This window comes from Empedobacter sp. GD03861 (assembly GCF_029840885.1).
GTDB lineage: Bacteria > Bacteroidota > Bacteroidia > Flavobacteriales > Weeksellaceae > Empedobacter > Empedobacter falsenii_B.
The window spans coordinates 21,145-47,441 of sequence record NZ_JAOCDJ010000014.1 but is presented as its reverse complement, the minus strand read 5'-3'; the positions used below and the strand labels follow the sequence as shown (position 1 = coordinate 47,441).

21 protein-coding genes are annotated in these 26,297 nt (G+C 31.8%); 2 read left to right on the top strand and 19 right to left on the bottom strand.

Annotated features, from left to right (window positions below):
• Window position 1: 1 nt before the first annotated feature.
• The 19 genes from chrA to N5D03_RS08740 all read right to left on the bottom strand — a co-directional run bounded on the left by chrA (window position 2) and on the right by N5D03_RS08740 (window position 22,282).
• The gene (chrA, locus tag N5D03_RS08830) at window positions 2-1,126 is read right to left on the bottom strand and encodes a chromate efflux transporter (RefSeq protein ID WP_125350836.1); all 1,125 of its coding nucleotides are present in this window, start codon (window positions 1,124-1,126) and stop codon (window positions 2-4) included.
• Between the two features lie 28 nt (window positions 1,127-1,154).
• The gene (locus N5D03_RS08825; RefSeq protein ID WP_125350837.1) at window positions 1,155-1,622 is read right to left on the bottom strand and encodes a DUF6428 family protein; all 468 of its coding nucleotides are present in this window, start codon (window positions 1,620-1,622) and stop codon (window positions 1,155-1,157) included.
• Between the two features lie 57 nt (window positions 1,623-1,679).
• Window positions 1,680-2,009 carry a metalloregulator ArsR/SmtB family transcription factor gene (locus N5D03_RS08820; RefSeq protein WP_125350838.1) on the bottom strand — a complete coding sequence of 110 codons (330 nt, stop codon included), beginning with the start codon at window positions 2,007-2,009 and terminating at the stop codon, window positions 1,680-1,682.
• Window positions 2,010-2,271: 262 nt separating this feature from the next.
• Window positions 2,272-3,147 carry an Abi family protein gene (locus tag N5D03_RS08815; protein ID WP_280037788.1) on the bottom strand — a complete coding sequence of 292 codons (876 nt, stop codon included), beginning with the start codon at window positions 3,145-3,147 and terminating at the stop codon, window positions 2,272-2,274.
• A 76-nt stretch (window positions 3,148-3,223) separates the two neighbouring features.
• Window positions 3,224-5,242: a Piwi domain-containing protein gene (locus N5D03_RS08810; RefSeq protein WP_280051407.1), complete on the bottom strand. Its 2,019-nt coding sequence runs from the start codon at window positions 5,240-5,242 to the stop codon at window positions 3,224-3,226.
• A 102-nt stretch (window positions 5,243-5,344) separates the two neighbouring features.
• Window positions 5,345-8,188 (bottom strand): DEAD/DEAH box helicase family protein, encoded by a 2,844-nt coding sequence (locus tag N5D03_RS08805; RefSeq protein ID WP_280051406.1) that lies wholly within the window; start codon window positions 8,186-8,188, stop codon window positions 5,345-5,347.
• Window positions 8,188-9,114 carry a RhuM family protein gene (rhuM, locus tag N5D03_RS08800; protein ID WP_347880918.1) on the bottom strand — a complete coding sequence of 309 codons (927 nt, stop codon included), beginning with the start codon at window positions 9,112-9,114 and terminating at the stop codon, window positions 8,188-8,190. The genes N5D03_RS08805 and rhuM overlap by 1 nt, the downstream gene beginning before the upstream one ends.
• A 114-nt stretch (window positions 9,115-9,228) precedes the next feature.
• The gene (locus tag N5D03_RS08795; RefSeq protein WP_280051404.1) at window positions 9,229-11,334 is read right to left on the bottom strand and encodes a site-specific DNA-methyltransferase; all 2,106 of its coding nucleotides are present in this window, start codon (window positions 11,332-11,334) and stop codon (window positions 9,229-9,231) included.
• Window positions 11,335-11,410: 76 nt separating this feature from the next.
• The gene (locus N5D03_RS08790; protein ID WP_280051403.1) at window positions 11,411-13,651 is read right to left on the bottom strand and encodes a DUF3987 domain-containing protein; all 2,241 of its coding nucleotides are present in this window, start codon (window positions 13,649-13,651) and stop codon (window positions 11,411-11,413) included.
• The gene (locus tag N5D03_RS08785; RefSeq protein ID WP_125350789.1) at window positions 13,644-13,952 is read right to left on the bottom strand and encodes a helix-turn-helix domain-containing protein; all 309 of its coding nucleotides are present in this window, start codon (window positions 13,950-13,952) and stop codon (window positions 13,644-13,646) included. Before N5D03_RS08785 ends, N5D03_RS08790 begins: the two co-directional genes overlap by 8 nt.
• 2 nt (window positions 13,953-13,954) lie before the next feature.
• The gene (locus tag N5D03_RS08780; protein WP_125350790.1) at window positions 13,955-14,257 is read right to left on the bottom strand and encodes a helix-turn-helix domain-containing protein; all 303 of its coding nucleotides are present in this window, start codon (window positions 14,255-14,257) and stop codon (window positions 13,955-13,957) included.
• Window positions 14,258-14,363: 106 nt separating this feature from the next.
• Window positions 14,364-15,431 carry a DUF6617 family protein gene (locus N5D03_RS08775; RefSeq protein ID WP_280051402.1) on the bottom strand — a complete coding sequence of 356 codons (1,068 nt, stop codon included), beginning with the start codon at window positions 15,429-15,431 and terminating at the stop codon, window positions 14,364-14,366.
• Between the two features lie 2 nt (window positions 15,432-15,433).
• A complete protein-coding gene (locus N5D03_RS08770) occupies window positions 15,434-16,540 on the bottom strand; it encodes a site-specific integrase (RefSeq protein ID WP_280051400.1) in 1,107 nt (368 codons plus the stop codon).
• A 6-nt stretch (window positions 16,541-16,546) separates the two neighbouring features.
• Window positions 16,547-16,957 (bottom strand): helix-turn-helix domain-containing protein, encoded by a 411-nt coding sequence (locus tag N5D03_RS08765; protein ID WP_280051399.1) that lies wholly within the window; start codon window positions 16,955-16,957, stop codon window positions 16,547-16,549.
• Window positions 16,958-17,176: 219 nt separating this feature from the next.
• Window positions 17,177-18,574, bottom strand: coding sequence for a tRNA uridine-5-carboxymethylaminomethyl(34) synthesis GTPase MnmE (gene mnmE / locus N5D03_RS08760; protein ID WP_280051397.1), 1,398 nt, complete (start codon window positions 18,572-18,574; stop codon window positions 17,177-17,179).
• A gap of 461 nt (window positions 18,575-19,035) precedes the next feature.
• Complete coding sequence (locus N5D03_RS08755; protein WP_280051395.1) at window positions 19,036-19,770, bottom strand: SIMPL domain-containing protein; 735 nt, start codon at window positions 19,768-19,770, stop codon at window positions 19,036-19,038.
• A gap of 65 nt (window positions 19,771-19,835) precedes the next feature.
• Complete coding sequence (locus N5D03_RS08750) at window positions 19,836-20,468, bottom strand: thiamine diphosphokinase (protein ID WP_280051394.1); 633 nt, start codon at window positions 20,466-20,468, stop codon at window positions 19,836-19,838.
• Window positions 20,461-21,027 (bottom strand): cob(I)yrinic acid a,c-diamide adenosyltransferase, encoded by a 567-nt coding sequence (locus tag N5D03_RS08745; RefSeq protein ID WP_125350685.1) that lies wholly within the window; start codon window positions 21,025-21,027, stop codon window positions 20,461-20,463. Before N5D03_RS08745 ends, N5D03_RS08750 begins: the two co-directional genes overlap by 8 nt.
• A gap of 37 nt (window positions 21,028-21,064) precedes the next feature.
• Window positions 21,065-22,282: an MFS transporter gene (locus N5D03_RS08740; RefSeq protein ID WP_219034569.1), complete on the bottom strand. Its 1,218-nt coding sequence runs from the start codon at window positions 22,280-22,282 to the stop codon at window positions 21,065-21,067.
• Between the two features lie 123 nt (window positions 22,283-22,405).
• On the opposite strand from N5D03_RS08740, the gene N5D03_RS08735 reads away from it, so the two are divergent.
• On the top strand, window positions 22,406-23,254 hold the full coding sequence (locus N5D03_RS08735) for a hypothetical protein (RefSeq protein WP_280051392.1): 849 nt from the start codon (window positions 22,406-22,408) through the stop codon (window positions 23,252-23,254).
• A 121-nt stretch (window positions 23,255-23,375) separates the two neighbouring features.
• Complete coding sequence (secD, locus tag N5D03_RS08730) at window positions 23,376-26,291, top strand: protein translocase subunit SecD (RefSeq protein WP_280051391.1); 2,916 nt, start codon at window positions 23,376-23,378, stop codon at window positions 26,289-26,291.
• Window positions 26,292-26,297: the final 6 nt, after the last annotated feature.

Below are 26,297 nucleotides of genomic sequence, written 5' to 3'. Positions count from 1 at the left end.
TTTAAAATTGAATAATTAAGTAGCCTAGTATGGAACCCAATAATACAATGAAAGCACTATTGATTTTTTTGAATTGAAAAACTATTACAGCACTAATCAACGCAATAACAATAGTTCTCCAATCGGTAATAGTTTCTTTCCCCATAACTATACATACTGATAGGATAATTGCTACAGACGCTACATTGACCCCATTTAAAAAAGTACTAAATGAATCATTGTTTCTTATAAACTTCATTAAAGGATGTATCAATGCAACCAAAATAAATGAGGGTAGAAAAATGGCTAAAGTAGATACAATAGCACCCGAAAGTCCGTTGATTTGATATCCAATAAAAGTTACAGATGAAAAAACAGGTCCTGGAGTAAATTGTCCAACCGCAATTGCGTCCATCAGTTGTATTCGCGTGAGTAATCCTTTATCTACCAACTCGGTATCTAAGAAAGCAAACAAAACGTAGCCACTTCCGTATAAAATTGATCCTATTTTTAAAAATGTCCAAAATAAGGATTGGTTTATCGTCGACAGAAACGATCCATTAAATAAAGGAAATAAAGCTAAAGGAACAAAGCTTTTCATGGAGTGAAGTTGGCGAAATTTTTTTTCTAAAAGCATAAAAAAGCCAGCTCCAACTAATAAAAAAATTTCATTGATACCTAAAAGTGATAAGACTAATACAGCAATTGCTAAAACACCTAGGTAAACATTCTTTATCGCTTTTAAAAACAATGGATAAACGGCACCAATTATAATTGCAATAATGGCAGGTTTTATTCCATATAAAAAAGGTGAAACCTCTGGGATTTGTCCGTACTTCTGATAGAAATAGGCGAAAATTCCGGTAATCAAAACTGCTGGAAATATGAAACATAGACCGGCAACTAATAGACCTTTCCATCCACCTTTATCATAACCGATATGAATTGCCATTTCAGTGCTATTAGGCCCAGGAATGAGGTTGGTAGCACCTAATAAATCTAAAAAATGCTGATCACTCATCCATTGCCGTTTCACGACCACTTCTCTTTGCATCATAGCAATATGAGCTGCAGGGCCACCAAATCCAATTACACCGAGTTTAAAAAATAATTTCGCAATTTCCTTAATTTGTATCTTTTGATCCATATTGATTTTTATAGACAAAAATATAATATTAGCAACATACAGAATTAGGTGTGCAACAAGAAGATTTTTCTTCTTTTACTCTAAATTTATTTTCAGTTGCAACGGGAATACCGCAAGCATCTTCGGCTAAACAAGCTGTTTTTTTATTTTTTAAAATGAAATGTTTTCCATTAAATTCAAGATCGTATTTACCAATTGTAGTCGACTGATATTCTACTTCGATTTCGGCATCTTCAATTCCTAATTTATTTTCGGATAAGCGAATAATGTTTAATAATTTACCTGGTTTTAAACGATGTTCGTAATCATCAGCATTCCATAGTTGAAAGTTTACTACTTTTTCATTTCTAATAACTCCACCACAATCAATAAATTTCTTTGTGATTTCTCCCACTTCTGTAACGTGGAAATGCTCTGGCACGAAAGTAGCATCCTCTAATTGAAATTCAACATTTTCTAATGTTGGTAAGATTTCTTTGATTTCTGAAAGTTTCATATTCTTATATTATTTATTAATCGTAATATTACGATGGTTTATTTCAAAAAAAACGCCTTAACAGCATTTCTCTATTTTGACATTTTGATTGAAAAAGTTAGAAAATTCATTTTGAATTGCAGCCCAAACCTTTTCATCAATACAATAACAAACCGATTTTCCTTCGATGGAACCTTGAATAATTCCGATACTTTTTAATTCTTTTAAATGTTGAGAAATGGTGGCTTGTGCCAAACCTAATTCATCCACCAAATCCGTACAGATACACGCATTCTGTTTGATAATATGCTGAATAATAGCCACACGAGCAGGATGTCCTAATACCTTGAATAAAGTAGCTAGTTTATTTTGTTCGTCTGTAAATATTTCCGATTTAGTTATTCCCATTATTGATTTATTATCATTGCAATATTACGATATAATATTTGATGAAACAATAGTATATAATTAAGAATTACTACTTATATCCATAGATTAGAATGGACAAAACTTCAATTTATCCGAAACCTAAAAGCCGTTTTATTGTAGACATAAAAAAAGCTCGGCTATAAAAACCGAGCTGAATATTTTTTTATAGTGCACCAAATGAGCTTGTCGAGTGAGGCACTTTGTAGTGCAAATATACAAATAATTTGATAAGTAGTATATTTTAATCTAAATATTTTATTCTATCCTTAATCACTGATGCTAATACAGTATCTTTCTTTCTAGTTTCAAAAAAGTCTTTAATTTCATCTTGGAAATCTTGATAGCGATTCACTGAAATATTTTCAATAAAAAAACCTATTATTTTTATCGATGTATCTAAAGAATTTCTATCGCCTTTATTAAAGTTTATTTGAGGTATTGTACTAACACTTTTAGGCAATGAATAATCAAATAATACACCACTATGCGCACAAATATTACGAATTAATCTAACTGAATTTAAAAGCAAATTGAACTTATTTAAATGCTTAATATTATATTTATCACAAACTCTCTGTCTGACTTCCTCATCTTTAATATTATTAAAAATCGTTATTATCGAACCAAAAGTTAAATACTCAAATACTTTCCAGCAAGGTGCATAATCTCCACTTGTAGGTTTTTCGTGATGTTTTTTTAAAGCTAAATTTTCTGTTTTGAATTTTTCAGTATAAATCTTCTCTTTAAAATCCTTTACATATTCTTCACTCATTATATTTTCATCTACGTACCAATATGGATTATCTTTATATTTCATTGATACATAGTAAATCAACTTTGTTCTAAAATTAATTTCAATACGATTAATGTATTTTAATAGTAAATATTTTAAGTCAATATCTAGATAATATAGATTGACAATATCTGAAATTTTAATATTTTGATCGAATTCATTTTTGTTTTTATCATAATAGTAATAACAATAAAATCCTAATCTATAATATCCTATATCCAATAGTATTTCTTTAAGCTTACTTTCTTCGTAACAGCTTATATTTAACTTTCTATCTTTAAATTTTTGTATTTGGTCATTAATACTATTGACAATATTTCCCATTATTTTTCACAATCATTTAGTTGGAGATTAAATCTATAAATATACAAGATATTATTTCTTTGTCAGTAAATTACATTTACAAAAACCACAGGTTGTTTTTTCCGAAGTCGGGAAGTTTATCTCCTTCGAAGTGTGGGAATATTTGTGCTACCATTTCTGGGTATTTGATGGTTACAGGTAAGTTTTGTTGCTTCACTGATTTCCAATACATTCTGCTGAATTGATAGACTTGGTCTATTAATTCTTTTACGTTGTTTACATTTTCTAAATAATCTTTATCTGTACAGTATAATGCTAATTTTACTGGAAATGGATATGCTATTGGTTTGCCTTCTACTGAATATCTTGTGTTGTTATACAAAAGGTATTTGAGTTTGCTAATTTGCAATATAGTTCCACTCATTGGCATTAATTCTGAAGAATTGGTATCAAATGCTACATAATCTGATGATTCTGTTTTGTTGATGGAAATGATAATGATTGGAATATTTAAGTTTAACCGTTTTAATGTTTGTTGTATAGGGTCTATTTCATCCTTTCCTATTGGTTTGTAATAATGTATAATTAATCGTTCGGCTTGGTTGTTATTATCTATAACAAATTTTAGCACCTGCTTTCCTATTGCTCCTGCTATTAAATCTATTTCGTTGTTTCTGAAACAATCAAATCCTTTGAATTCTCCTTTGTTATTAAAACAGAATGCACTGCCTACATAACGTGTGTTGAATTGAGCCGATTTAAAAGCTCCTACACCAATGATTAATTCTTGCTTTAGCTCTCTATCCAAACGCCAAGGAATACCGTCTATTTTGGCTAATAAAGCAGGTGTAATATTCTCTAAGAATGCTCCGAAATAATTGTTTTTGATGCTTTCTTTATATATCACTTGTGAGGAAATATCTTGCTTTAATAATTCCTCTTTGATTTGGTAATACAACTGTACATCTTGCTCAGATTCTTTATGAACAGGACTTACATAGATGGCTACATAACGTGTATTGGGTTCTTTTCTGAAATGTATTAAATGCTGTTTTAATTCTACTAAAGCTGTATTAATATTGGTGTATGCCAAGCTGGTATCTTTATCCATATGGAATGGTTGACAAATATGTGTGGCCAATGGTGGAAAAAAGCCTTTAAAACCTTTAGTAAAATATTCATAAAGTGGCACTACATATTCTTGTCTATCAGGCTGATGATAGATAAAGAAGAATTTAACGTGTTGATGTGGGCTTGGTTGATAAGGACCAAACTTTTTGATGCCAACTTTTGGATCTATTCCTTTGTCTTTGCCAAACCTTAAATTATTGGAATGGTAATGCGTAGCATATACCTTTTGGGTTGGTATTGGGTAAAAGTTGTCTGATGGTTTTAGAAAACTTAATGTACTGTTGCTTAAATATTTCTTTTTAAAATCATTAATTAACTGATAATAAGTTTTGTATCTGTTGGCTGATTTGTCCACCGTATGTGCTATTCCTAAAGCGTTTTTTAATCCGATGTTTAATACTGGATATACTTCATTCAAATATAATTTAGCTTCATCGTGTAGCTTATCAAAACTTAAAATCTCGTTTCTGAATATTACTTTTTTGAAGTGATGGGTTGGAATATTAAATGTGTTGATGGATTGTGTAACCACCTTAGATATGCCATCATACGCTATTAATAACGCTAGGCTATTGATGAGGTATGAATATTCTATTTTTAACGTGTATTTATCGTAAGTGGTGTACTCTGTTTTAGATAGTGAGGTGTTTTTAATCCAAACTTCGATGTCTTTTACAAAGTTTAGTTTTACCGCATCTACTAATGGCGAAATATAACGCAATAGCTGTTGCGTATAAAAGTGTTTGGCAAATTTGGTTGATTTGGATAAATCTATGGTTGTGGTGAATGCTGCATCTTGCCCGATTTCAAAGGAAGTATAGTAAAATTTATCTTTTATTTCTTCTTTATGATTATCCCATAATTCGCAAGGTAATTCGCTTCTGTGTAATGGATATGAACCTTCGAACTTCTCTGTATAAAAGCTACATTGTAAAGTAGCGTTATTGATCTCTAATGGTATTAGGTTTATCGTTAGTTGCTGCATATTTCATCGTGATTAATTAGAGCTTTCTGCTAAAAGAAGCATTAGACTAACTTACAATATTTTAGGGAAAAATAAAAGGAGCAAATTTTGCTCCTTTTATTTTTATAACTCTACTTCTAAATTTTCATAAATACTTTGCTTTACAAAATGTGCGATAGTTGCATTGTATAGCGGTAAACCAACTAAACGATAGTCTTTGTTTTCTACTTTTAGAACATCTTCTTTACCGTATTTATTGGTAATTTCTGTTAGGAATTGTTCTTTCCAAGCTTCTTTACTATTATCAAATTTACCTGTAGCATCTTTGAATTGAGAACCTTTAGGTTCGATAAATACTTGATAATATCTATCTGCTTCTTTCTCTTTTAAAAACAATAGAAAATCTGGTTCGAAACCTTTACCATCTTTGAAGTCGTATATTTTATATACTTGTTCATTTCTTAATAGGTATATATTTTCGTATTTTTCTTTGAAATTCTCTATTGTATCAATTAGGAACTGAACCAATGATTGTTCTTCGGACGTACCGTGAAAATGATTTAATGCGTACCAATCTTTTGTTATTAAATCGCTCTCTAATTTTGTATTAGAAGCATCTTCTACAACTGCCACTGGTTTTGGACTTTCAAAATAATATTTAAAAGGCTTTGCTTCAAAGTCACTTCCTATGTGTGGGTGTATTTCTTTTTTCCATTCTGCAATGAATTGTTCAAAGAAGCGTGTAAATGCCTTTAATAATATTTTAGGTTCTACTTGCGACAGATCTTCATATTGTTTCGGTAAATACAACGTCACATATAAATTTCCAAAGAAGGTATCTAACCATAAATCATCAATAGATTTGATTTGTAATTCTACTTTTAATTTTTCAAATCTGAATAATGAATTTTCTTTTTTGGCAATTTCGTTATATGCTTTTAATATAATGTGTCTTTGTTCTCCTAAAATAAAATCAGATAATTTTTTCTTTATAACTTTTTTATCTTCATTTCCTTGACTATGGCGAACTTCATCTTTTTTCCCATCTTCTAAAATTACCTTTTCAGCTTTATAGTCATAAGATGGAATAGTATATTCAAATTTGAAATTTTGAATAATATCTTCTAATGTTGTTTTACGACGATTAGGATTTTCTAATTTATCGTTAGCAAATATTTTTAGTTGATGATAGAATGAGTCTTTGTCATTTTTAATATGTTCTTTAATATCAAAATGTTTAATCACTTTCTTATCATCTGAAAACAACTTTTGATTTTTTAACTCTAACTTTAGCTCATCAATGTATCTTTCATCTTTATCAGAATGAAAATAAAATTCTTCTAATACACGTAATGGGTGATCTAATTGCTTATCGAATTTTCGTTTGTTTGGTTCGTCATCTCCAAATTTAAAAGGATTATAACGTACACCACGACCTATCAACTGAACTTCTGAAACTGTACTTGTACCTGCTTTACGTTTTCCTGTTTTGGTATCTTTACCTGCATCACGACCTTCGTACATACGTACAATGTCATATAGATTTAATACATCCCAACCTTGTGTTAAACGCTTACACGTAAATATAGCTGTAATAGGGTTATTTTTATCTTCTAAGCTATTAAGTAATCTATCTTGATTATACGTTGTTTTTTCTTCCCCTTTACGACCTGTAGCATTTTTCTCTTTCGAATGGGTAACAATGCAATTATTTTCTTTGAATGTAGATTTGATATACGAAATAATGTGTTGATAATCTCCATTAAATTTATCATTTACAATTCGTACAATATCAACGATTCTACTTTGACCTATTTCATAGATTTTTTGAGCTTGTTCAACATTAATAGATTCTAAGAATTTAAAATCTGCGGTTGTCAAGCTATCTATAACCTCTCTGAAATAGGTGTAATCTTCTTGTACATTGCCTTCAAGCTTTTCATCAGAATATTTACTTCTGAAAAGAATTACAGGTTTGAAATTTTGAATATGGTGTATTCTTGCTATATAATGACGATACCAATTGAATAGCAATGCTTGTAGAATACGTTGTTTTTTATCGAAATTAGATGATACTAAATTGATTTCTTTGGTATAACCAGCTTTTAGGAATTCGGGTAAATCGAACTTAATGATGATTTTATCTTTGTACTTATCTGCTACGTTGGTATCTTTTGGGATAGTTGCCGTAAATTCTAACAATACATTATTATTGACATACGTTTTGATGCCTTCTTTCTGTAATAATTTCCCAGTTACTGTATTTTCCCAACTACGCTCTACATCTTCTGCCTTTGCACCATCTTTTAATTCTTTAAATTCTACCAAATCTAATTGCTTTTTCTTTTTGGTATCCGCATTAAAGCTATGTGCTTCGTCTGCTAAAAGAATTAAATCCCGTTTTTGTAGATCATCCAAAAACATATCGTTTTCTTTCACTACGTACATCGCATTATGCAATTTGTGTATGGATGTAAAAATAATTTCGATATGATCTATAGTAGGATTATCTAACGTAGTGCCATCTATATAAGGCGAAAAATTATCTACTTTACGCACCTCAACCGTTTTATCATCAATGACGATAGGGTTTGTATATAAGTATTTGTGATGGTTAGCGTCTGTTAAGTTATCTTCTGTTTTACCTACAATATTATTTTGGTCTACAAAGAATATAAAATTACGATAACCTTGTTTGTAATAGTATAATATGGTAGAAGCTAGTACAAGCGTTTTACCTGTACCTGTAGCCATATTGAACATATAATGCGATGCTGTACCCGGATTTTCTACTTGCTTAATCGCTTCTGCTAATAGAAAATTTTGCATAGCATCTTCCTGCCATTTGAATAATGGAAAGCGTAAATTATCGGTAATATAACTAGGAATAAGCTGTTTTGTTATCCCTAAATCGTAGGCTTTATCTCTTAGTGTTTCAAAAAGATATTTATCTTGAAATAAAGTCATTAATTTTTCTTTTTAGTTTGAATGGATTTTACCATTTTGTCAAAATCAGATTCAATCTTTTGTGTTTTATTAAATACGTCGTACTCTGCGAAAGCTTTGTTTTCGGCTTGTTTTTGACTGCGTGTGCCTTTACCGTCTAATATTCTGTACTCGTTAAACTCTAAAAACTTATTGACACTTTCTGCCAGTGCTTCCATCGTGAATGTAGTACGACGCTCTACCAATCCTTCTATATAATCGAAGTAAGAAGAAACCGTACGTTCGAGCTGTTTGATTTCATCTTCGTTAAGATAGTTTTTCGCTACATTGGTATCTGACTTGATAATGCGACCATCAGGACTATTTTTCCACGTTTTTAATCCCATATTGGGTTTTGTGCTGTCTGCATTGAGATATATAATTTCAGCTGCAGTATGACCTGTGATGGCGTAATGAAATTTGTTTTGCACCATTGCGTAAAAATTCTTCGTTATCTCTGAATTCTTATCATAGTCGATACTACATTCTTGAAATATATCGGTAATTTGTTGGTATATGCGACGTTCGTTGGCACGTATGGAACGTATACGCTCCAATAACTCTTTGAAATAGTCTTTTCCAAAAAGTTTTTTACCTTCTTTTAGTCTATCATCATCTAATACAAAACCTTTGATGATAAATTCCTTCAAGGTATTGGTCGCCCATATACGGAATTGAGTTGCTTTGGTAGAATTAACTCGATAACCAACAGAAATTATTGCATCTAAATTATAATATTCTAAATTACGATTGACTTCTCGATCGCCTTCTACTTGAACTGTTCGGAATTTCCGAACAGTTGCTTCTTTCGCCAATTCACCACTTTCGAATATATTCTTAAGATGCTCGCTAATAGTTGATTTAGATACCCCAAACAATTCTGCAATACGTTGTTGCGTTAACCACACCGTATCGTTTAGAACAAAAATTTCTACCTTTACCTTGCCCGATGGGTCGGTATACAATATAAATTCTGATAATTCATCTGAAGGTAATATGGGTATATGATCACTCATAGGGTTTTAGTTTTTGATTTGATAAAAATCTTTGGTCAAACGAATGGCATCTTCTGAAAGTTTGTAGCGTGCATCTTCTACTTCTGAAAGATTGACATACAACTGATTGTTATCTAACATACGTTTGAATAACTCTTTTTGACGAGCTAAGCTAAGATTGATAAACGCTTCTTCTTTGATTATATTTTCTTTGAAATCTTTGATACGCACATTATAATCTAAGAAATAGCGTGTGTTTAATTCCTCAAAAAGTTGTAGTAAATCTTCTAAACTATTACAAGCGGCTATACGTTCTTTGGCTGTTTCGTTGTTCTTTGCTAATTCTGCGTAAACGAATGAACCAAATTTCTTTGAATTTATCGAATAAATTAATCTTTGATTAGTGATATTTTCAACATAATCTAACTGTTCAATCAATATAAATTGTCTATTTGTTTTAAGATGATAATTTAGTTCATTTATTGCGTGACCTGTAGTTCCACTACCAACAAAAAAATCCAAGATTATATCATTATCATTACTACCGATTTTAAATATATCTATTAACAAATCGATAGGTTTCGGATTTTTAAAAACTTTATCTTTAAAAATTTTTTTTACTTGAGCTGTACCGTTACCACTTGAATATTCAGCTTTGTACATTAAAGATTTAGGCTTTTTAGAAGGTAAATCCCCTAAGTCTGGTCTTTGCTTTTTGTAAAGAGTGTAACCGTTTTTAGTCTTATTAATGATTACATCTGTTGATAGCTTAATTGTATTTTTTTCAGAAAATCCCCACCTCCATCTTCCAAAATCTAAATCAGACATTGGTAAAACTACATCATAACCCTCAGATTTATATTTTGAAATTAAATTATTCAAATAAATATCATCAAAACTATCTGTTTCTTTATTATACAGTTTGGAGTGTTCTTCTTTAGAAATAGAGTATAATGAATTGTTTTTAATAAGAATAGGGTAAAACATATCTTTACGATCTTCTCTTTTATCTTCATCTCCAGTTGCTCTCAAAGGTGCACCCTTCTTATAATAACCAATATCATCAATATCCCATTTTTCTAATTCTTCCTCATCTATATCAAAATCATTAATCTTTGCTGAGGTTTTATTTTTAGCATAAACTAGAGTATATTCGTGAGTACCTGCAAATCCAAATTCATCATTATTCCCTTTTAAATTCATAATTGTCGGTAGATTTGCAATAAAATTTTCTCGTAAGTAAATAGAATCAACTAAAACTTTTAAATAGGCTTGTTCCTTATCATCACAACTAATGAACAATAAACCATCTTCATTTAATAAATTATATGAAATTTTAAGTCTGTTATACATAAATGTTAGCCACGCTGAATGACTAAATTTGTCGTTATATGTAAAACTGTCTTTTTCAGTATTATAAGGCGGATCGATATAGATGAGTTTTACTTTCCCTTTAAACTCTTTTTCTAAGGAATGTAAAGCTAATAAGTTGTTGCCTTTAATAATCAAATTATCGGTAATGGTATCTTCTGGTAAACCACGTTGTCTATTCAATTCTGCATCTCTAGTGAATGATGTAGGAATAGTTTCGCCATTCGCATCATAGCGTACTACTTTCTGAAAAGCTTTAGGCTCTAACAAACGGTCTATCTCGTCTTTTGCAATAATGTTATTATAGAAAATCTCTTTACGCTTTGCTGTTTTTTCTACATAGTCGTTAGTATCAGCATCAAATTCAAAATAGATATCATTTCCTTCTTCTGTACTTTGTCCACCTTCTAATACGCAATCTTTGTACGGAAAATCTAATACATAATCTGTACTGTCCGTTAGAAACTTGCCGCCAGAAGCCAATCCTATACGATTGGCATATTGGGTGTAAGAACCATCTAAAACTTTGCTATCTAAGTAAAAAATAAAATCGTTTTGCTTGAATACGTAAACGTCTTTTACTTTAATGAAAAACTTTTCTCTAACCTTGTCATCAGTGATTAAAAGTTCTATTAACTGACTGTCTAGGTTGTTTACTAAATCTCTTAGTACATTTATTTGTATATCGTTTTCTTCATCTACTAAGCGATTATCTGCTTTAAGTAATTGCGTTATATGTTGGTTGAAATTGAATTCTTGCATTCTATTTTATCTATTTATTTTAGATTATACGACAAATCTTTGATTGCTCAAATATATTAATTTAAGGACGATTAACCTAGAGTTTTTCATACCATCCTGTTTTAGGTTTAGACAATAATTCGGGTACAGAATTACTAAGGAAATTATCTACTGAACGTTCTGATAGATTGTACTTTGCACCTAATTCTATTGCTTCTTTACGTTGGAATGATTGTGGTAAAGCCTCGTAAAAAGCTTTTTTGTTATTGCCCATTTTGTAGGTAATAGGCTCTTTGTTTTCTTCCAGATTATTGAACATTAAAAGACTGTGTTGCAAATACACATCTGAAAGCATCAAAGATGCCTCAAAGTCATCATCTGTACAGGTTACATCTTTTGAGCAATCGCCATTTTCGAACTTCCGTAGGGCTGTGAATATCATACAAAAACGATACAAGATTAAGCCTAAACGAAATACAATACTTGAGGTATCATCGCTATTGAATAATACGGTATTGGTTAAAAGTTTACTGAAAACTATATTTAATTGTTCCCATTGATTGGGCGTTAATTGTACTTCGGTAGGGTGCTGTTCTAGAAAATCATATACCTGTAATACATCGTTAGATAATTTTTCGAAATGATCATTGAAAATAATTCCACCTTTTTTAGGTGATGGATCTTGCCATATAATTTCATTCTTGAACGCATAGAACATAAATCGACTAAACAAACCATCTTCTGCTGATTGAATTAATTTGGGCACTTGTGCTGGTGTACCTGATAATGAAACGGCTAATTGAGGATTAGGAATTTCTAATAATTCATTATTGGTTTTACGGGCTGCTGAAATTTTTTCGTGATGGAATGCGGCTCTCATAATATGCGAGTAATTTCCCCAGTCTTGTTTGTTTGCACCACTCATTGCATCGGCTTCTGTTTCGCAAATGATACCTTTACCATTGTTGTCTTGAAGCATTTTCATCATCATTGCTTGGCTGGTATCGGCAGGTAGAAACAATAAATTGAATTTTGGTTCAACAGGTTTTTCGGGAATAGCATCGTCTTTTTTGCGTTTGGCGAGCATTGTTTTGTATTCTGCATTTTCTATTTCGAATGCTTTTTTAGCTTCATTCGATTTATTCACAAAACGCTCGTGTATTTTATCGCCTAAACGTTTGGCATTTTTAAGCACACCTTTTCCACTTGCTGCAGGAGCAATAATGAATGAGAACAAATGCGGGTACACTCTTTCTTGGTGGTAGATACCTGTAACATTAGGCAAACAACCACTTAAAATAGTTAGTCCAGCTGTAAGAAATACATCACGTTTGCGTTCGTTATCCTTAAACGCTTCGCACCCCTCAATTAATAATTCGGGTAAATAATTGACGATACGAGCAGGAATTGTGGGTGTGGTTTTAAGATAATCTACCTCATCATACACTGGTTCTTTATCAGGTGGACTGTCTTTTTGCAAGTTTGCAAAGTTTGCAGTCTTTGCAAATGTACCAAACTCGTGTGCTTGATTTCTGTATGCACTTTCAATAGACTTGATGAATTCTTTTTGATTTTCGTGATGAAAGTTTTGTAAAATGAATTGTTCTGCATCTAACTGATTTACGCCTTTACGGTTTAGATTACACGCTAACTGATATACATAGTTGTTTCGATTGCCTTTTTCGAATTGGATAATCTTATTGGTAAATTCTACGCAATATTGAAATACATCATCTGAATTATTACTCGTAATTTGTACAGGTTGGTTTACTACTTTTTCTTCAACTTTTGTATTGACAGCAAATATTGTAGCTAATGGATTGTAATACGCATTTTCATCAAACGATACAAAACACAATCTTGTTACATCTTTACATTTAGGATCGGCATTAATACCTAATTGCTTTTCGTAATATTCTTGTACTTGTTTGTATGCTAAGTCGTGGTGTTGTAGTAAACTATCTACTTGAATAAATACTTTTAAACCATTACCACTTGGACTTTTGAAACAAGCTAAGGTATACGAAATAGATGCGGTTTGTGTAGTGATTTGAATTAAATCTTCTTCATCAATATTATCAAAATCTAAGTGAATGATTTGATTATATTCTTGAATAAACTCTTTTTTTCTGCCACCAGAATATGTTGCTGATGGCGTGAAAGCTAAAAGGTTCTTTTTTAATTCATCGGCTCTTTCGGGTTTGCCCATTCCAATAGCCATACGAATGGTGTTTACATCATCTTGGTATGTACCTGTTTTGATGTTTGAGATTAAATCCTGTAATGTAATGGTTTGTACAGGATTATTGAAGTTTTGGAAAATTGATACTCTAGTCATTGTTAATAGATTTAAGGTTAATGGAATTGTTAGCTGGAATTTTACTACGTTGTAATAGCTCTAAGATGTCGGCTAAAGTGTAGTAGATTTTATTGCCTACTTGTGAATAGGTAATAATGTTTTCGGTACGCCAATAAGCGGCAGTACGTTTGCTAATATTCATAATCTGGAGAAACTCCTGATTATCGTAAAAGACTTGGTCGGGTTCGGTACGTTGTTTCTTTTTAACCTCGATAGATAATTGATCTAAACGATCCATAATCTGTTGAACCTCTTCTTCGGAAAATCTATAAAAGCTCATAATTATTTACGTTTGTTTTTGATTAAATAATTAGCTGCAGCTGTTTCGATGTCTTCCGTAGTTTCTTGCCTGTTACGCATTAACCATTGGTCTATTTCTGTACGATTGAAATAGAGTTTTTTCCCTTGTGGACAAAAATGTGGAATTTGCTTTTGAGAAGTTAGTTTGTAAAGGTGTGAAGAACTTATGTCTAAATACTTACACACATCATTAAACGTTAATACTTCTTTTTGCAATAAATTTTGCTCCTCAATTTTACCTTCTAATTGAGCAAGCTTTTCTAAGATTAAATTCTCTGAACTCATGACTTATATTTTTAAATTTCTAAGTCAAAATTCTAGAGATTGAGAGGGGTAAAAAGTAAGATGGTAACGTCTTACTAAGACATCTTACTCATCTTACTGTTTTTATTTATAATTGTTTGATAATTCTATCAATGGTATCTTGTTCTTTAGGATAATTGCTGTTGTTTTTATATAAATTATTCCTTTTTAATAGTGTGCCTTTTTTAGAATAAAACAAATTGGTTTTCTCGATACTTGTAGGTGTAAGGTTATGAAAATGTGATTTTAATTTATCAACGATATAAGCAAATTGAGTGGTTTCGCAATCTAAATGAATTTGTGGCGCACCAATTTTTAAATCTTTAGATGTAAGCACACTTAATAAATCATCTGATGAGGTTTTATCTTCATTTAAAAGATATAAATGTCTGTTTAATGCATTTATTACTGATTTAAGATTTTCTTTATTTCCATTGAAGCCAAAAGATAGTTTGTCTGATTTTTCGAGTTTAAAATCATCTATTTGAAGTATTGCATTTTTAGCCTCTTGGAATGTTGGTGTGGTAGTATCCGTTTCGAAAGATTCGAAATGATCGTGAAGCAATTCAGAGAATATCTCGTATTGTTCTGTTTTTATTTGATTGGTATAGGCAGGATAAAGTAATTCGACTTCCTTTAGTAAACGAACGATACATTTAACCAATAAATCGATTACATAATCTGTTAATTTATCCGAAGGATATAAACTCTTGTCAGTGCCAATTCTTAAAAGTAAATCTTTGCAAGATTTGATCACATTTTGGATTAATTCCTTTTTGTTGGTTTCGTTAATGTCTTTATTGAAGCAATAGTAAATTCTGTTACTGATTCGTGTCGTTTCATTCTGTAATAAGTAATAATAGAATTTACTTGTAGCCGAAAATGGTTCATTCAGCGCTATATTAATCATAGGGCTGTTGATTGTATATTCTACTTCCGTATCTGATTGAGTTTCGTACACTTCTAATCCATCCTCATCATATAATACACGATAGGTAGGTAAAAGCTCTTTCAACGCTTCGTAAAATACTGAAGGATCAGCTGGATTGACAAAGTTTGGATTTAGATTTTGTCTAAAAAACTTTTCGTTCGCATCGTCTTGTTGCCAAGGTTTCAAAACTCCATAAAGGATATTTCTATATACAATCAAATCCATAGTTATAGGTTCAGTTTTATTTTGTTAGCGGCTTCAATCTTTTTCTCATTAATAACCTTAGTGTATATTTCGGTTGTGGATAGGTTTTTATGTCCTAACAACTTCGATACGGTGTAAATATCAGTACCCAGCGTTAATTGTAATGTAGCATAAGTATGTCTAGCACAATGGAATGTAATGTGCTTTTTGATACCTGCATCGGTCATCCAATCTTTTAATAAGGTTTTGTTCCAATTGCCATATTTAAACCCTGTAAACACGTTATCTTTTGGATTACCTTCTTCGCCTAATAAGGTACGAGCATCTTCGGATATAGGTTGCATTTCAGCTCCGTTGGTTTTCTGTTGTTTGAAGCGTAAGAAATTACCTAACTGTTCTGAATATTGCACTTCTGACCATTTTAGCTTTTCAATATCTGACCAACGCAATCCTGTAAGGCACGAGAATAAAAACATACGTTTTAGTGTTTCATTCTTACAAGGTGTATGCACTAAGGTTTGAACTTCCTCTAAAGATAAAAATTCTCTCTGAACTTCGTCTTGTGGAAATGGTTGTACTTGTTCGGCTGGATTATATGTTAGCAATCCTTCTTTTAATGCTTGCTTTAATGCGGCTCTAACTTTATTGAAATAAGAGTATTTAGTATTTAAAGATATAGGTTCACCTGTTTTGGTAATGGCTACATTATCTAAATAATCTTTGAAACCTTCTAACCAGTCTTTGTCTAATCGTTCAAATGAAACACCTTTTGGATCGTACGCATGTAAATGTTTTTTGGTACTATCCCAATTGCCGTAATTACCTACGCTGGCTTTCTTCTTTTCTGTTAGTGCTTCAAAGAATGTTAAGAAATTTCCTTTTTGTTTCTCTTTATCTCTAAAACCATAAATTTGATTTTGTGCTTCTAAGTGTCTTTTGCTTCTGATACTTTCTGCTAACTCTAAGATTTTTTTGTTTTCATCTTTTTGGGCTTTAGTCAAACTTCCTTTTTCTGGTTCAGGTGTTAGGTACAAACCTAAATATTCGTATTCACGTTTGCCTTTGTCGTAATAGTCAAGGTACAAGGTTATTTTGTTGCCTTTCTTGCGTTGTCTTAAAGATACTTTCATAATTCATCATTTAAAAAGATTATCGATTTCGGTACGTTTTATTATTGTTCTTCTCCCAATTTTAGAGGCTTTTAATTCGTTACGATTAATCATTCTTTGAATTGTCCAACGACTAGCACCTAAAAGAATAGCGGCTTCTTGTACGCTTAGGAATTCTTTATCTCGAAGATTGATAAAGTTGGTGGTTTGGATTGGGAGTTTTTGTAGGCTTTGCAAACTTTGCAAGGTTTCGGGATTTGCAGAACTTACATTTTGAATTTGCTGACTTAGTGTGGCTCTTATTTTTTCTTCTTTCTTGATTTGCTTATAGTGTCTAGAATTGCACTTGTGGCTACAATAGCGAGTAGTGGTGGTTTGGGCAACAAAGGCTTGTCCACAGAATTGGCAGAATTTTGGTATTTTGATGTTCGTACTCATAATGTTGCTAATTGTAGCACAAAGTAGCTTGATGTAGCTAGTTGGTGCATCATTTCTCCATACTATAATTTTGATGTGCTTTGGGCAACAAACTTGATGCTTGGGCAACAACTGTACATCAAATTTAATCAAAATAAAGCAATTAGGCAACAAAAAAGAGCAACATAGTTGCTCTTAAATATAACATTTATAGGTAGTTAACAAACAAAAGAAAGGTGACTACTTCCCGATACAGAACTTCCCAAAAATTGTCCCTAATATATCTTGATCAACATCTATTTCACCAGTGATATGCCCCAAATAGGTTAAGGCTTCACGGATATCCATGGCTAATAAATCTCCAGGAAGTGCCATGTCCATTCCTTGTTTGATTTTTCCAATTTGAGAAAGTGTGTTATGCAATGCTTCTAAGTGACGAGAATTTGTAACGATTGTGTCATCCTGATTTGTTCCTTTTAATTTGATTTGATGAATTAGATTTTCTTTCAAAGCATCAATATTAAACTGATCTTTAGCAGAGATTTCTAAATGAACAACATCTTTAAATTCTTGTTTGATTGCAGCTGAGATAGCAGATTCATTATTCGTTACATCAATTTTATTGGCAACATTAAACAAGATTTTTCCTCTACGTTGTAGATCATCTAACTGATTGGCGATTTGATTATCAGCAGTTATATTGGCATCATACAAATAGATGATAATAGAAGCATTGTCTATTTTTTCGAATGTTTTTTCAATTCCAATCCGTTCTATCGTATCGCCAGCTTCTCGAATTCCAGCTGTATCAATAAAACGGAACCCAACACCGTCAATATAAATGGTTTCTTCAATGGTATCACGAGTTGTTCCTTCAATATCCGAAACAATAGCACGTTCTTCGTTTAATAATGCATTTAATAAAGTAGATTTCCCTGCATTTGGCGCACCAACAATAGCTACTGGTACTCCATTTTTGATAACATTTCCAAAAGCAAAAGAATCAGCTAAACGTTTTAAGATGGATTGTAATTTATTCAATAAATCATAAAATTGTGTACGATCTGCAAATTCAACATCTTCTTCAGAAAAATCCAATTCTAATTCCATCAAAGCTGCAAAATTGATCATTTGTTCTCTTAAATCTTTGATTTGATTAGAGAATCCTCCACGCATTTGTTTGATAGCAATTTCGTGCGAAGCCTTAGAATCCGAAGAAATAAGATCAGCAACAGCTTCTGCTTGTGTTAAATCCATTTTACCATTCCAAAAGGCTCTGAAAGTATATTCACCTGGATTGGCATTTCGAATGCCTATTTTATTTAAAAGTTCTAAAACTTTTTGCTGAATATAAATCGATCCATGTGTCGAAATTTCTACGACATCTTCACCTGTATATGAATGAGGATTTTTAAATATTGAGAATAATGCTTCGTCAACAATGGTATCTCCATCCATCACATAACCCAAATGTATGGTATGAGAAGAAGCGTCATTCAAAGATTTAGTTGAATTAAATTTTGATTGATAAATCTGAGCAACTTTAGAAATTGATTCTGGTCCAGAAATACGAATAACCGCTATAGCGCCCATTCCATTGGCAGTTGCCAATGCACAAATTGTATCGTTGTTTAGCATAAGGCAAATTTACAACATAATAAGTTGTTGGAAAATTATAATTTATATGATAATTTTTTAAAATGTAAAAATATTTACTGTTAATATATTAATACTTAAAAAGGGATGTTTTTTAACCTGAACTAATTACTGCTACATCTGATGCTATTGGGAAAGAATTTGAGGATCATGAAATTAAAATTTTTAGTCAAATGGTTTTAATCCTATGATTCTAAATTATCATCAACTTATAAAAAATTAGATTTTGATAGATAATTGGCACACTTTTAGTATTTCTTTTAGAAATTGGAATTTATAATGTCATCAAAGAAAAATTATGCTACAAAAAGAGGTTTTGGAATTGGTAATTTTAGAATTAAAATTGTAGATGTACTTATTGTAATATCCGCTTTGATATTACTTGCAGTAGTATTTAAATAGACAAAAAAGCTTCTTTATATAAAGAAGCTTTTTTATTTATTTTAATTTGAATTATAACTTGCTCTCACTGTAATTTGAGCTGTTTTCTGACGTGATGTTGTATTAAATGATCCACCAGCAGAATACTCTTCATTATCATTTTTACCTGTTATCTGAAAAATACCCAAATCGGCTTGTTTTAATTTTCCTAAACTAGTGCCAGATTTTGTAGCAATATTTTCTGCACGTTGTTTTGCATTTTCAGAAGCTTGCGCAATCAACTCAAGTTTCAAATCTTCTAATTTCGAGTAATAATAATTTGGATTAGAAGAACTCAGCTCAATTCCTTGACTAATTAATGTAGAGATTTCGCGCGAAGCTTTTTCTATTTTATCCAATTCTTTCGATTCGATTGTTGCGTCTTGAGATAGATTATAACCAGTAAATTGACTAATCGAATTTCCGTTTGCATCTGTTCCGTACTGAAAATCTTTTGAAATATTTACCGCTTCAAAAACTATTTCTTTTGGATTGATTCCTTGCGAAATCAAAAAGTTTTTGACAACCGTTTGGTCAGCTTTTAATTGATCCGAAGCAACACGTAAATCATAATCTTTGCGACTAAAAGTTGCACGCCATTTAACTAAATCGGCATTAAAATCTTTCAAAGCATTTCCAGTAACATTGATCGATTCTGAACTTCTGAATTTATATTTGTAGGCGTTTCCTAATATACATGTTGCAGCAATCAGTCCAACGGCTAAAATAGATGCAACAATAACTGAAAATTTATTCATAGTAATTTGGTTTTCAGTAAATGTACAAAAAATAGAAAAGACGTGTTTCACTAAAAATAGTGAAATTAAGCAATCAGAACAGGAAATTCTTGATCGATGATAAAGATGATTAAATTACCTTCTGAATAATCAATTGTAACCACATCTTCATTGGCTTTGTTACGAGTTCCTATGCGAGAAAGTAAGTTCAAATCTTCGTTATTTAACGGATATTCCAAGCCTTTTGTGACAATGTTTTTACATTCAGGAAAGGGTAGGAGCGAAATTGTTCGTCCAAAATAGCCTTCTAACTTTGTTTGTTTTTCTGCGAAAAAATATTGACTATAATTATCGTAAAATAAAATATTGATTTGATCTTTGAAACGATAAGCCGCATTCAAATTTCCAATAAAATGATCTTGTTGACGACCACTTGCTCCAAAAACATCAACCTGTTCAAAACCTTTATCCAAAATGATTTGTAAGGCTTTTGTAAAATCTGTGTCATTTTGATCTGGAGTAGAAATAACTTCTGTTTCAGGAGGAAACTGACTGATTTCAAAAGAATCAAAATCGCCCGAAATAACATCGGGCGTTATATGTAATTTTTGTAAATAACGAAATGCACCATCTGTACAAAAAATCATATCATAATTTGATGTATCAGGCAGAATAGTTGGAACTTCGCCATTCAAAAATAAAAGTGCTTTTTTATTCACCTGGAATCCATTTTACTTCTTCGTGATTATTGTCTGTGGCAATTTTTCGCCCTAAAACGAACAGATAATCAGAAAGACGATTCAAGTATTTTTGTAATTCTGGACGGATTTCTTCTTCTTCAGCTAAACCAACTGTTAAGCGTTCTGCACGACGACAAATACAACGCGCAACATGTGCATGAGAAGCTGCTTGATTTCCACCTGGAAGAATAAAATGTGTCAATTGTTCTAATTGTCCTTCCAAATCATCAATCCATTCTTCCAATTGAACAATATCTTCTTCAGTAACGGTTTTCGGAATACGAGGTTTACCATTTGCCAAGTATAATTTATCGACTGGCGTTGCTAATTCAGCACCAAGATTGAATAAACCTTTTTGGATGATGATAATTTCTTCCTCTAATGCTGGATCAATTTCATATGAACGAATTAATCCTAAATAAGAATTTAATTCGTCAACTGTTCCGTAAGAATCAATCTTTAAACTATTTTTAGAGACACGTGTTCCTCCATATAAACCTGTTGTTCCTTTGTCTCCTGTTTTTGTATATACTTTCATGTGATTTCAACTTATAATTATCGAAGATAAGAAAATCTTAAATATTTTTTGGTAAAAGTGGTTTAGTAAAAAAGTGATATCCGATAGCTACGATAACTAAAATAACTGTGGTGATTATCCAAAGTATATTAAAACCATAATCGGTAGCAATGTGAGTTCCTAAAAATGGCGAAACAATAAAGGCAATTGCAGCTGTCATTCCGTTCAATCCCATGTAAGCTCCTCGGTTATTTTTTTGCGAACGAAAAGCTGTTACCGTTGACATCAAAGGTAAAACAAGCATTTCTCCAATAGACATTAGTCCAATTGCTAAATATAACATACCTAATGTGTGACTAAATGTGAAGATAAAATAACTAATTGCTGTGACAAATGAACCAAAAACTAAAAGTTGAGTAACTGAAAATCGTTTTTCGGTGTAATGGATCAATAACATTTCGAATACAACAATGATTATTCCACTGAATCCCATTAATAACCCAATCTCTGTTTGTGTTAAATGAACTACATCTTTGTAAAATAATGGAAGTGTATTTAGGATTTGGAAAAATGCAATAGAGAATAATACACAAAATAAATTGAATACTAAGAAAGGTGTATCAGTGTATGCATTACGTTCTTTTTCGACAACTGTTTTATCAGAAATATTTTCTGTAGCAGCATTTCGTTCTTTTCGTCCATTGAAAAAGACAAAGAATACAATTCCTGCAACCAAGGCAGCTCCTGCATTGCAATAGAATAATAAATCGTACGAATAATTAGATAAAAAACCTCCCATTGATGGACCAATTGAGAAACCTAAATTAACCGCCATTCTATTCAACGAAAAAGCACGAGTGATATTTTCTTTCTTAGCATAACGCGTGATGGCAACTGAATTTGCAGGACGAAACATTTCGCTAATAATACTCAAAACAAGCATAATAACAGCAAAAGATTCTACCGTTTTAAAATAAGGTAAAATCAAAAACATCGGAGCACTCAGAAATAAACTGATGGCTTGTACTTTAAAGTTTCCGATTTTATCTGTTATCCAACCTCCAAGCCAAGAACCAATTACAGAACCAACTCCAAAACAACTCAAAACTATTCCCGAGTTTTCTAAAGAAAATCCTAATTCGGAGATCATATAAATTCCTAAAAATGGTAAAACCATCGAACCCATTCGGTTCAACAACATTACGATGGCTAACATCCAAGATTCTTTCGAAAGTCCGCTGTAAGCGTCAATGTAAATTTTTAGAATTTTTTTCATCTCTCAATTTTCTTTTAAGTGCTACAAATTTAAGTTCTTTTTTTTCAAAAAAATGGTTATTTATCAAGGTTTCTGATATTCTTTGATTACTTTTGAAACCTCTTAAAAATAAATCTTACATCTATGTTGTTTTACAATTTCATTCTTAAGGTTTTAATTGTCATAAATGGGCTTGGAGCGGCGTCTGGATTAGTGGTTGATAAACACCATGTTTACACGATTTCCGATGATAAAGCACATTTGTACGTTTACAATAAAAAGAAAAAAGAAGTGGATAAAGTTGATTTGAATCCAGAAGTAAAATCAAAACATATCACTAAAAAAGATAAACCAGATTTTGAAGCGATTACAAAATTTGACAATCATTTGTACATTCTTGGATCGGGCTCTAAAGAAAATCGTTTCGATTTGATTTCATATAACATCAAAACTAAAGAGGTACATAACGATAATTATAGTTTTCTTTTGGATGAATTTTTAAAGGTTTCAAATTTATCTAAAAAAGATTTTAACATCGAAGGAATTATTACAGATGGACATTGTACATATTTTTTCAACAGAGGAAATGGTCCTGCTGGCATAAACGGAATTTATAGAGTGGGAGGCAAGATAAATGATTTGAGAGGAAAATCAATTGACTTTTTTTCAATCACTTTACCTAAAATCAACAATGAAACGACTACTTTTTCTGATGCTATTTTGGTAGATGGAAAAGTTTTGTTTACTGCAACTGTGGAATCTAAAAGTACAACTCAGTTTAATGGAGAAATAAAAGGTTCTATTATTGGCGAATTAGATTTGGCTGCGATGGAAGTTACGCGTTGGCAAAAAATTTCGGATGATAAGAAAATCGAAGGTTTAGCGTTGTATAAAGAATCTGGAAAGAATTATACCTTGTATTTGTGCGAAGATAATGATGATGACTCCAATAAAGCGTCAATTTACATCTACAAATACCAAAAGGAAATCTAATTTTTTGAATAAAGAATTTCGAAATACGGACATCGATTTTCGATTTATTCTTAAAAAATTGTGAAAGTATTTTCAAGACTATTATATTTGTCCGTCAAAATTTATTTATCAATTAAACATTATGCGAGGAAGATGGCTCATTGCAGCATTTGCAATTATTTTAAGTCTCTTGTGTATCAGACAACTAAGTTATACTTGGTACACAACTAAAGTGGAGCATGAGGCGGCGCGCTTGGCGAGTAAGCCAGAAGACGAACCAAGAATTTTAGATAGCTTGGCTCAGCATCCTCTTGATTTGGGAATTATTAAGTACGATTATGGGTATGCCAAAAACAATGAAATCAATTTAGGATTAGATTTGAAAGGTGGTATCAACGTAATTTTACAAGTTTCTGAAAGAGATTTAATCGAGAATTTATCAGCGAAAAGTCAAAACCCTATGTTGGCAACGGCTTTGGACGCTACAGATAAAGCTCAAAAAACAAACGGTAACGTACCTTATGTCGAATTATTTTTTCAAGAATTTGATAAAATAAAAGGAGGAACAAAATACGCAGCTGCAGATTTGTTTGGAAACAAAAACAATGCGGATAAAATTGCGTACAATGCTTCTGACGATCAGGTAAAAGAAGTAATCCGTAAAGATATCGAAGCTAAAGTTGCAACAGCTTATGATGTAATTAGCTCTCGTATTAATCAATTTGGTGTTGTTGAGCCAGTAATTCAACGTTTAGGTGATAAAGGTGATGGACGTATCTTGGTAGAATTACCAGGTGTTTCTGACACTGACCGTGTAAAAAAATTATTACAATCTACAGCAAAATTAGAGTTTTGGCAAGTTGTTCGTCAAGATCCTACTGTTTTACAATACTTTTCTAGCGTTAATACAGAAAAATATAATGTAAAAAATGAGAAAGGACAAACAATCAAAACTTTAGCAGAAGTTATGCAACCGGCTGGTTCTAACGCAAGTTTTGTTGTTAATGTAAAAGATACAGCTGTTGTAAATCGTGTGATGCAAGACAAAGGTTTTGTACCTGGATTACCAGCAAACATTAGAGGATATAAATACTCTTGGGCGAATAAGCCAATGAATTTAGGTAAACAAGCAAATGATAAATCTGCTCCTAAATTATTAGAGTTTTATGTCTTAAAAGGTAAAAATGGAACGCAAGAACCATTAATCGAAGGAGATAAAGTAGTTTCTGCTGCTGGTGAACGTAATCCTGGTTCTATTACAAATGAGCCTGTTGTTACAATGCAAATGAATCAAGTCGGAGCACAAGAGTGGTCTCGTATTACAGACGAGTTGAAACCTGCAGGTCCTGGACAACCAGGTCAAGGTGTTGCAATTGTGTTAGACAATATGGTATATTCTGCACCAAACATCAGTAATCAAATTACAGGAGGTAACTCTGTTATTTCTGGAAACTTTACAATTGACGAAGCAAAAGATTTAGCAAACATTTTACAAGCAGGTTCTTTACCAGCTTCATCTAAGATCGTTTCTGCAGAGGTTGTTGGTCCATCATTAGGACAAGAAGCAATTAACAGTTCGTTAATCGCTTTCGGTTGTGCATTTGCATTGGTATTAATCTGGATGGTATTTTACTACAGCCGTGCAGGTATCTATGCTAACGTTGCTTTAATCATTAACTTATTATTCTTATTAGGATTCTTAGTATCGCTAAAAGCTACATTATCTTTACCAGGTATTGCCGGGATTATCTTGACATTGGTAACAGGAATGGACGCGAATATCTTGATTTACGAACGTGTAAAAGAAGAATTAAGAAAAGGAAAATCATTACGTCAAGCAGTAGATTTCGCTTATTCATGGAAAGGAGCTTTCTCTGCAATTATTGATGCCAACTCGACATCATTTATCACAGCATTAATTTTATTCTTCTTTGGTAAAGGTCCTGTTGTAGGTTTCGCAACAACGTTTATGATTGGTATTTTTACATCAACATTTACAGCGATTTTTATTACACGTTACTTTGTAGAAGGACGTTTAGCAAAAGGAAAGTCTGTTCCTTTCTATACATCATTTACAGCGCACTGGTTACAAAATATTAAAGTTGACTTATTAAAAACAAGAAAAATCTCTTATGCGATTTCAATTGTTTTAACAGTAGTTGCTTTAATTTCTATTTTCACAAAAGGATTTGATATGGGTATCGAATTCCAAGGTGGACGTACATATACAGTTCGTTTTGATAAACATGTAGATCCTCAACAAATTTCTGAAAGTTTGGGTGATGTTTTCGTGTTAGATGGTGAAAAAATGATACCACAGGTGAAAACGTATGGTGGTCAAAATCAAGTAAAAATTACAACAGCATACAAGGCTGACGAAGATGGAACAAATGTAGATGATGAGATTAAAGACAAATTATATGCAGGTCTTAAATCTTATTTACCAGCGAATATGTCTGAAAAAGATTTCTCTGAAGATAATGCTACAATTGGTTTAATGTCTTCTGCAAAAGTAGGTCCTACAATTGCCGATGATACAACAAGAGCTTCTTACATAGCGGTTTCTTTAGCATTAGTTGCAATTTTCTTCTACTTAATCGTGATGTTCAAACGTTGGCAATTCTCATTATCAACTATCATTGCTTTAGCGCATGACGTGGTTATTGTGTTAGGAGTTTTCTCTTTATTCAAAGGAATTTTACCTTTCAACATGGAGATCGACCAAGCGTTTATCGCGGCGATTTTGACGGTAATTGGTTATTCGATGAATGACTCGATTATTATCTTGGATCGTATTCGTGAGAATTTAACAGTTGAGAAAAACCACAACTTGTACGATATTATTAATATTTCTACTTCAGAAACATTATCACGTACAATTAATACGTCTTTATCAACGTTCTTAATCGTATTAATCATTTTTGCATTTGGTGGAGAATCAATCAAAGGATTTATGTTTGCGAAATTAATCGGTATCGTAATTGGTACATTCTCGTCTATTTTCGTTGCATCTCCTTTATTGTACGACTTTACTAAAAAAGGTCAAATGAATAAATAAGATTCA

What these genes read in the sequence shown, in the direction of transcription:
- N5D03_RS08810 (WP_280051407.1), bottom strand. Translation starts at nt 5,242, where the DNA reads ATGCAGCAACTAACGATAAACCTAATACCATTAGAGATCAATAACGCT.
- N5D03_RS08755 (WP_280051395.1), bottom strand. Translation starts at nt 19,770, where the DNA reads ATGAATAAATTTTCAGTTATTGTTGCATCTATTTTAGCCGTTGGACTG.
- N5D03_RS08740 (WP_219034569.1), bottom strand. Translation starts at nt 22,282, where the DNA reads ATGAAAAAAATTCTAAAAATTTACATTGACGCTTACAGCGGACTTTCG.
- mnmE (WP_280051397.1), bottom strand. Translation starts at nt 18,574, where the DNA reads ATGCTAAACAACGATACAATTTGTGCATTGGCAACTGCCAATGGAATG.
- N5D03_RS08745 (WP_125350685.1), bottom strand. Translation starts at nt 21,027, where the DNA reads ATGAAAGTATATACAAAAACAGGAGACAAAGGAACAACAGGTTTATAT.
- N5D03_RS08790 (WP_280051403.1), bottom strand. Translation starts at nt 13,651, where the DNA reads ATGACTAGAGTATCAATTTTCCAAAACTTCAATAATCCTGTACAAACC.
- N5D03_RS08770 (WP_280051400.1), bottom strand. Translation starts at nt 16,540, where the DNA reads ATGAAAGTATCTTTAAGACAACGCAAGAAAGGCAACAAAATAACCTTG.
- N5D03_RS08825 (WP_125350837.1), bottom strand. Translation starts at nt 1,622, where the DNA reads ATGAAACTTTCAGAAATCAAAGAAATCTTACCAACATTAGAAAATGTT.
- secD (WP_280051391.1), top strand. Translation starts at nt 23,376, where the DNA reads ATGCGAGGAAGATGGCTCATTGCAGCATTTGCAATTATTTTAAGTCTC.
- N5D03_RS08805 (WP_280051406.1), bottom strand. Translation starts at nt 8,188, where the DNA reads ATGACTTTATTTCAAGATAAATATCTTTTTGAAACACTAAGAGATAAA.
- N5D03_RS08775 (WP_280051402.1), bottom strand. Translation starts at nt 15,431, where the DNA reads ATGGATTTGATTGTATATAGAAATATCCTTTATGGAGTTTTGAAACCT.
- N5D03_RS08780 (WP_125350790.1), bottom strand. Translation starts at nt 14,257, where the DNA reads ATGAGTTCAGAGAATTTAATCTTAGAAAAGCTTGCTCAATTAGAAGGT.
- N5D03_RS08815 (WP_280037788.1), bottom strand. Translation starts at nt 3,147, where the DNA reads ATGGGAAATATTGTCAATAGTATTAATGACCAAATACAAAAATTTAAA.
- N5D03_RS08735 (WP_280051392.1), top strand. Translation starts at nt 22,406, where the DNA reads ATGTTGTTTTACAATTTCATTCTTAAGGTTTTAATTGTCATAAATGGG.
- N5D03_RS08820 (WP_125350838.1), bottom strand. Translation starts at nt 2,009, where the DNA reads ATGGGAATAACTAAATCGGAAATATTTACAGACGAACAAAATAAACTA.
- chrA (WP_125350836.1), bottom strand. Translation starts at nt 1,126, where the DNA reads ATGGATCAAAAGATACAAATTAAGGAAATTGCGAAATTATTTTTTAAA.
- N5D03_RS08785 (WP_125350789.1), bottom strand. Translation starts at nt 13,952, where the DNA reads ATGAGCTTTTATAGATTTTCCGAAGAAGAGGTTCAACAGATTATGGAT.
- N5D03_RS08765 (WP_280051399.1), bottom strand. Translation starts at nt 16,957, where the DNA reads ATGAGTACGAACATCAAAATACCAAAATTCTGCCAATTCTGTGGACAA.
- N5D03_RS08795 (WP_280051404.1), bottom strand. Translation starts at nt 11,334, where the DNA reads ATGCAAGAATTCAATTTCAACCAACATATAACGCAATTACTTAAAGCA.